The organism is Gaiella sp. (assembly GCF_035558935.1).
Classification (GTDB): domain Bacteria; phylum Actinomycetota; class Thermoleophilia; order Gaiellales; family Gaiellaceae; genus Gaiella.
In genome coordinates, this window is record NZ_DATMBZ010000066.1 from 1 (window position 1) to 7,375 (window position 7,375).

Annotated in this window: 8 protein-coding genes; all 8 read left to right on the top strand. The window is 71.2% G+C overall.

Annotated elements, in window-relative coordinates; genetic code table 11:
• Nucleotides 1-793: ATP-dependent protease ATP-binding subunit ClpX (clpX, locus tag VNM44_RS06965; RefSeq protein ID WP_325624149.1), on the top strand; the 793-nt coding region annotated here is incomplete at its 5' end.
• An 8-nt stretch (nucleotides 794-801) separates the two neighbouring features.
• Entirely contained in the window at nucleotides 802-1,293 is a 492-nt protein-coding gene (locus VNM44_RS06970; protein WP_325624151.1) for a PaaI family thioesterase, read from the top strand.
• A gap of 80 nt (nucleotides 1,294-1,373) precedes the next feature.
• Nucleotides 1,374-3,794: a valine--tRNA ligase gene (locus VNM44_RS06975; RefSeq protein ID WP_325624154.1), complete on the top strand. Its 2,421-nt coding sequence runs from the start codon at nucleotides 1,374-1,376 to the stop codon at nucleotides 3,792-3,794.
• 35 nt (nucleotides 3,795-3,829) lie between these two features.
• Nucleotides 3,830-4,906 (top strand): bifunctional folylpolyglutamate synthase/dihydrofolate synthase, encoded by a 1,077-nt coding sequence (locus VNM44_RS06980; protein ID WP_325624158.1) that lies wholly within the window; start codon nucleotides 3,830-3,832, stop codon nucleotides 4,904-4,906.
• 112 nt (nucleotides 4,907-5,018) lie between these two features.
• Nucleotides 5,019-5,531, top strand: coding sequence for a zinc ribbon domain-containing protein (locus tag VNM44_RS06985; RefSeq protein WP_325624160.1), 513 nt, complete (start codon nucleotides 5,019-5,021; stop codon nucleotides 5,529-5,531).
• 13 nt (nucleotides 5,532-5,544) lie between these two features.
• Nucleotides 5,545-5,961, top strand: coding sequence for a nucleoside-diphosphate kinase (ndk, locus tag VNM44_RS06990; protein WP_325624162.1), 417 nt, complete (start codon nucleotides 5,545-5,547; stop codon nucleotides 5,959-5,961).
• A gap of 8 nt (nucleotides 5,962-5,969) precedes the next feature.
• The gene (locus tag VNM44_RS06995) at nucleotides 5,970-6,740 is read left to right on the top strand and encodes a class I SAM-dependent methyltransferase (protein WP_325624164.1); all 771 of its coding nucleotides are present in this window, start codon (nucleotides 5,970-5,972) and stop codon (nucleotides 6,738-6,740) included.
• Nucleotides 6,737-7,306: a nucleoside triphosphate pyrophosphatase gene (locus tag VNM44_RS07000; RefSeq protein WP_325624167.1), complete on the top strand. Its 570-nt coding sequence runs from the start codon at nucleotides 6,737-6,739 to the stop codon at nucleotides 7,304-7,306. Before VNM44_RS06995 ends, VNM44_RS07000 begins: the two co-directional genes overlap by 4 nt.
• Nucleotides 7,307-7,375 lie beyond the last annotated feature (69 nt).

Below are 7,375 nucleotides of genomic sequence, written 5' to 3' on the forward strand. Positions count from 1 at the left end.
GCTGATCCAGGCGGCCGACTTCGACATCAAGAAGGCCGAGACGGGGATCATCTACATCGACGAGGTCGACAAGATCGCGCGCAAGGCGGACAACCCGTCGATCACGCGCGACGTCTCGGGCGAGGGCGTCCAGCAGGCGCTGCTCAAGATCCTCGAAGGCACCGTCGCCTCGGTGCCGCCGCAGGGCGGGCGAAAGCACCCGCACCAGGAGTTCCTCACCATCGACACGACAAACGTGCTCTTCATCTGCGGCGGCGCGTTCGCGGGGCTCGACAAGATCATCGCGCGGCGGATCGGCAAGAACGCCGTCGGCTTCGGCGCCGAGGTGCGCTCGAAGCACGCCGAGGAGTCGGCCGAGCTTCTCTCGCAGGTGATGCCCGAGGACCTCATGAACTTCGGCCTCATCCCCGAGTTCATCGGGCGCCTGCCCGTCGTCTCGGCCGTGCACCAGCTGCGGCGCGACGACCTCGTCCGCATCCTCACCGAGCCGAAGAACGCGCTCGTCCGCCAGTACCAGCGCTTCTTCGGGTACGACACGATCGAGCTCGTCTTCACCGACGACGCGCTCTGGGAGATCGCCGACCGTGCGCTCGAGCGCGAGACCGGCGCGCGCGGCCTCCGCTCGATCATCGAGGGCGCCCTGCTCGACGTGATGTTCGAGCTGCCCTCGCGGCGCGACGTGTCCAAGTGCGTCATCACGCGCGAGACGATCTCGCGCGGCCTCAAGCCGACCCTCGTAACGCACGGCGTGCCGGACGAGGAGCTCGGCGCGGTCGCCGACGGCACCGCCTGAGCCGCCTCGTGGCGGAGTCGCGCTCGCGCACGTTCACGTGGTCCGACCCTGCCGAGACCCTGTCGGGCCTGTCGACGCTGCCCGGGGTCGAGGCGCTACGGCGCACGATCTCGGGCGAGGTGCCCTACCCGCCGATGGCCCACCTGATGGGCATGCACCTCGTCGAGGTCGAGGCCGGCCGCGTCGTGTGGGAAGCGGTCCCGGGTGAGGAGCACTACAACCCGATCGGCACCGTCCACGCGGGCTTCGCGACGACGCTCCTCGACTCCGCGATGGGCACCGCCTTCGTGTCGACGGCGGACGCGGGCACTCGTTGGACGACGCTCGAGCTGAAGGCGAACTTCACGCGCGCGATCACAGCTGAGACCGGCCCCGTGCGCTGCACCGGGACGGTCGTCCACCCGGGACGGACGGTGGTCACGACCGAGGCGCGGCTCGAGGACCGCGAAGGCCGACTCCTCGCCCACGCGACGAGCACCATCCTCGTCCTTCGGGACTGAGTCACTGGGGGCTCCGGGGCGAGGCTGAAGCCACGCCAGAGCCCGCAACCCCAGAGCGCGCGCCCCTAGACTCCCCCGCCATGGAGCCGCTGTACCAGCCCGGGAGCGTCGAGCGCCGCTGGCAGGAGAGGTGGGAGGCCGAGGGCCTCTACGCCGCCGGCGCAGGAAGACGCCGCGACGAGTCGTTCGTGATCTGCGTGCCGCCGCCGAACGTGACCGGAGAGCTGCACATGGGCCATGCGCTGAACGGCTCGATCCAGGACGTGCTGATCCGCTGGCACCGGATGCGCGGCTTCGACACGCTCTGGCAGCCCGGCTACGACCACGCCGGCATCTCGACGCAGAACGTGATCGAGAAGCAGTTGCTCGCCGAGGGCACCTCGCGGCAGGAGGTCGGCCGCGACGCGTTCCTCGAGCGCACCTGGCGCTGGCTCGGCGAGACGGGCCGCACGATCATGGGCCAATACCGCCGCCTCGGCGCCTCGCTCGACTACTCGCGCGAGCGGTTCACGATGGACGACGGCTACGTCGAGGCCGTGATGACGTTCTTCGTACGCCTCTGGGACGCGGGGTGGATCTACCGCGCGAACAGGATCGTCAACTGGTGCCCCTACCACCAGACGGCGATCTCGGACCTCGAGGTCGAGCACGTCGAGATGGACGACACGCTGTCGTTCGTCCGCTATCCGTTCCTCGAGGGGGACGGAGGGATCGCGGTCGCGACCGTGCGCCCCGCGACGATGCTCGCCGACGTCGCCGTGGCCGTCCATCCCGACGACGCGCGCTACCGCGACGCGATCGGTCGCGAGGTCGTCGTGCCGGTCGTCGAGCGCCGCGTTCCCGTGATCGCCGACGAACGCGTCGATCCCGAGTTCGGGACGGGCGCGGTCAAGGTGACTCCGGGACACGACCCGACGGACTTCGAGATCGGCCGCGACCACGAGCTCGAGACGCTCACCGTGATCGGCCCGGACGGCCGGATGATCGCTCCTGGCTTCGAGGGCCTCGAGCAGAAGGAAGCGGACGCGCGGGTGATCGCCTGGGCGCAGGAGCGAGGGCTCGTCGAGAAACGCGAGCCGTACCGTCACTCGGTCGGCACCTGCGAGCGCTGCCACTCGCGCATCGAGCCGCTCGTGTCGCCGCAGTGGTGGTGCGAGATGGACGGCCTTGCGGCGCCCGCCCTCGAGGCGCTCCGCGAGCGGCGCGTCCGGTTCCACCCGGAGAGCCAACATCGCTTTGCGAGCGAGTCGCTCGAGCAGGCGCCCGACTGGTGCGTCTCGCGCCAGCTCTGGTGGGGCCACCAGATCCCGATCTGGAAGTGCCCGGACGGGCATCTCACCTGCACGTGGCCGCCCCCCGCGGCGTGCAAGGAGTGCGGCTCGGGCGAGCTCGAACGCGACCCCGACGTTCTCGACACGTGGTTCTCCTCGGCGCTCTGGCCTTTCGCGACTCTCGGCTGGCCCGCCGAGACGCCCGAGCTCGCGCGGTACTACCCGGGCGACGTCAACTCGACGGCGCGCGAGATCATCCGCCTCTGGGAGAACCGCATGATCTTCTCGGGGCTCTTCCTCCTCGGCGGGATTCCCTTCACCGACGTGATCATCCACTCGACGGTCCTTGCGGCAGACGGTCGCCGGATGTCGAAGAGCCTCGGCACCGGCGTCGACCCGATGGAGCCGATCGAGGCGCACGGCGCCGACGCGACCCGCTACGGGCTGCTCAAGATCTCCTCGACGCAGGACGTCCGCTACGCGGTGGGCGCCATCGAGGAGGGGCGCAAGCTCGCGAACAAGCTCTGGAACGTCGCGCGGCTGATCCTCCAGCACGCGGAAGGCGTCACCCCGCAGGCGCGCCCGGCCGCGCTCGAGGAGCGGTGGATCCTTGCCCGGCTCGACGCCGCCCGCGCCGCCGTCGAGGACGCATGGGCGCGCTTCGACTTCGCGTCGGCCACCGGCGTGCTCTACCACCTCACGTTCGACGACTTCTGCGACTGGTACGCGGAGGCCGTCAAGCCGCGCCTGAACGACGGTGACGAGGACAGCCGCGCGACGGCGCTCGCGGCGCTCGAGACGCTCCTGACGCTCCTGCACCCGCTCATGCCGCACGTGACCGAGGAGATCTGGTCGCACCTCCCCGGCCGGACGGCGCCGCTGATCGTGTCGCCGTGGCCCGAGCCCGACGGGAGACACGCCGACGCGCTCGACGCGCTCGACCGCGTCAAGGAGGCGGCGCAGGTGTTCCGCCGAAGCGGCGTCGCGGTGGAGCTCGGCACCGAGGAGGAGCGTCGCGTGTTCGCGGCCGTGGTGCGGCCGGAGCGGCGCCGCGACGCGGGGGACGTCGAGGCCGAGCGCGTCCGGCTCGGCAAGGAGATCGCGCGCGCGGAGGGCATGCTGGCCAATGAGCGGTTCGTCGCAAACGCGCCCGCCGACGTCGTCGAGGGCGAGCGGACGAAGCTCGAGCGGTATCGGAGAGAGCTGGCGCTGCTCGGGCCGGGCGCATAGCGCCGCCCGCGGCGGCACTCTGCACCTAGACGACCATGAACAACCTTGCCTGGCTCGAGAGTCTGTCGCCCTGGCCGCGCGACGGCTTCGGGATCGATCGGATGCGCGCGCTCCTTTCGGCGCTCGGCGATCCGCAGGCGGGGCTCCCGGCGGTGCACGTCGTCGGCACCAACGGCAAGTCGACGACGACGCGGATGGTCGAGGAGTTGCTCCGGGACGCGGGCCTCCGTGTCGGCGCCTACCTGTCGCCACACGTGCGGTCGTGGGCCGAACGCGTCCGCGTGGACGGCGCCGAACCTGACCTCGAGACGGCGCTTGCGGCCGTGCGCCCCGCGGCCGAGCGGTTCGAGGCGACGCAGTTCGAGGCCCTCACGGCGGCCGCGTTCGTCGCGTTCCGCGAGGCCGAGGTCGAGGCAGCCGTCGTCGAGGCGGGGCTCGGTGGCCGGCACGACGCGACGAACGTGCTCGACGAGACGCGCGTCGTCGTGCTCACGAACGTCTCGCTCGAGCACACGGACGTGCTCGGCTCGACGCGCGAGGCGATCGCGGCGGAGAAGCTCGCCGTCGTCCATCCCGGGTGCACGGTGGTGCTCGGCGAGCCGGAGTGGGAGCCGCTGGCGCGCGCGGCGGGCGCCGGCACGGTGCTCGTCCGGGCGGGCGGGTCGGGGTCGCTCGCCCTCGCCACAGCAGAGGAGTTCCTCGGTCGTGAGGTGGACCCGGGCGTTCTCGACCGGGTCATGCTCCCGGGCCGGTTAGAACGGCGTCCGGGCGAGATGCGTGACGGCGCCCACAACGTCGAGGGCATCCGGTGGCTCGTGGAGCATCTGCCTGCGGACGACTACACGATCATGGCGTCGATCCTCGCCGACAAGGACGTCGACGGGATGCTCGGGGGGCTGGCGGCGCTCGGCCGGCGCTTCGTCGCGTGCCGCTCCTCGAACGACCGCGCGCTCCCGGCGGACGAGCTCGCTCGGCGCGCTTCGGCGTTCTTCCGGGTCGTCGAGCCCGAGCCCGACCCTCACGCGGCGCTGGCACTCGCGCATCGGCTCGGCGAGCCCGTTCTCGTCACCGGCTCGCTCTATCTCCTGGCCGACCTCGAGAGGCCCACATGAGGACGACCGCGAGGGAGAGCATCACCGTGCTCGTGTTCGCCCTCGTGGTGCTCCTGGCGATCGTGGGATCGGCGTTTGCGGTCGGGTATATCCTCGGCAAGCTCCTCCTCTCATGATCGTCGCAGCAGACAGCTTCTTCGACTCGAGCACCTGGAGCGTGCTGCGGAACCTCGCGCTGTTTCTCCTGCTCGTCTTCTGGGCCGCGACCGTGTACTGGGTCTACAAGGACGCGCGCCGGCGGATCGAGGATCCGTGGCTCGTCGGGATGGCCACGCTTCTCGGCGCGGTCCCGCCCTTTCTCGGGCCGCTGATCTACATGCTCTTCCGGCCGCCGGAGTACCTCGACGACGTCCGGGAGCGCGAGCTCGAGATGGCTGCGATCGAGGACCAGCTGGCCGAGCGCGACCTCCGCTGCCCTGTGTGCCGCGGCGCCGTCGACCCGTCGTACCTCGTCTGCCCCGTCTGCACCACGCGGCTCAAGCAGGCGTGCGAGGAGTGCGGCTCGCCGCTCGAGCCCATCTGGCAGGTCTGCCCGTACTGCGCGACGCCGGTGCCGCCGGGCGTCGTGACGGGTGAGGAAGTCCTGCAGCCGGTTCGCCTGCGACGCACTCGACGCGCCGACTAGACTCCGCGGCCGCATGGCGGTCGAGACGACACTCGTGCTCGTGAAGCCGGACGGCGTCCGGCGAGGTCTCTGCGGCGAGATCGTCGCCCGTTTCGAGCGGCGGGGCTACGACCTCCGAGGCGCGCGCCTCTTGAAGGTCTCGAAGATTCTCGCCCGCGAGCACTACGCCGAGCACCGGGGCAAGCCGTTCTTCGGCGACCTCGTCGACTTCATCACCTCCGGTCCCGTGCTGGCGCTCGCCGTCCGCGGCGAGGATGCGATCGCGGGCGTCCGGGGCCTGATGGGCGCGACGAACCCGGCCGACTCCGCTCCGGGGACGATCCGGGGGGACCTTGCAACGCTGCTCTCCGAGAACGTCGTGCACGGCTCGGACTCGACCGCGAGCGCCCGCCGAGAGCTGAGGCTGTTCTTCCCCGACGGGCTGCTTTGACCCTCGCGGTGGGCGAGCTCTCGGACGACGCGCGACGCAACCGCGAGGACTGGACGCAGGCGAACGCCGAGTACACGGACGCGCGCGCGAGCGGCGCGTGGTCGCGTGAGGAGATCACCTGGGGCGTCTTCGGCGTTCCCGAGGCGTCGATCGACACACTGGGCGACGTGGACGGCCTCGACGTCGTCGAGCTCGGCTGCGGCACGGCCTACGTCTCCGCCTGGCTCGCGCGACGCGGCGCGCGGCCGGTCGGCGTCGACGTGACGCCCGCCCAGCTCGAGACGGCGCGCCGTTGCCAGGCCGAGTTCGAACTCGAGTTCCCGCTCGTCGAGGCGAGCGCCGAAGACGTCCCGCTCGAGTCGGAGAGCTTCGACCTCGCCGTCTCGGAGTACGGCGCGAGCATCTGGTGCGACCCGCACCGCTGGCTTCCCGAGGCGTACCGGCTGCTCCGTCCCGGCGGCCGCCTCTGGTTTCTCCGCAACTCGACGCTCTCGATCCTCTGCGCGCCCGAGGTCGAAGGGCCGCCCGGCGAGACGCTCCTGCGCCCGCAGCGCGGTCTCGGCCGCCTGGAGTGGCCCGACGAAGTCGGGGTCGAGTGGCAGCTCCCGCACGGCGAGCTCTTCCGGCTCCTCCGCCGTACGGGCTTCGAGGTGGTCGACCTCGTCGAGCTCTACGCGCCCGACGACGCGAGCGATCACGAGTACTACGGGGCGTTCTCCGCGGAGTGGTCGCGGAAGTGGCCGGCCGAAGAGATCTGGGTCGCCGCGAAGCCGCGGTGACGGCACCGCTCGTCCTCGCCTCGACCTCGCCTCAGCGGAGCGCCATCCTGGCGCAGCTCGGCATCCCGTTCGAGGTCGTCCCGCCGCGCTACGTCGAGCACGACCCGCCCGACGCCGATCCCGTCTCGCTCGTCCGCGAGCATGCGCTCGGCAAGGCGCGCTCCGTCCACGAGCCGGGCAACACGACGCTCGGCGTCGACACGACCGTGCACCTCGGCGCCCGGATCTACCCGAAGCCGGGCGACGCCGAGGAAGCAGGGGCGATGCTCCGCGAGCTCGAGGGCCGCACCCACACCGTGCTCTCGGGCCTCTGCCTGATCGCCGGCGCTCACGAGACGGTCGAGCACGCGGAGACGCTGGTCACCTTCCGCGGGCTCGACGACACCGCCGTCGAGCGCTATGTCGAGAGCGGGGAGTGGGAGGGCCGCGCGGGCGGCTACGCGATCCAGGGCCTCGGCGGCCGCCTCGTCGAGCGGATCGAGGGCGACTACCTGAACGTCGTCGGCCTTCCCGGGGCGTTGCTGATCGACATGCTCGAGGAGAACGCTCCCGCGCTTCTCGGCTGACCGCTGAAAACGGCTGCAAATCCCGTCGGAGCTACACTGCGCCTCCCATGGGGATGTTCCGCTCGATGA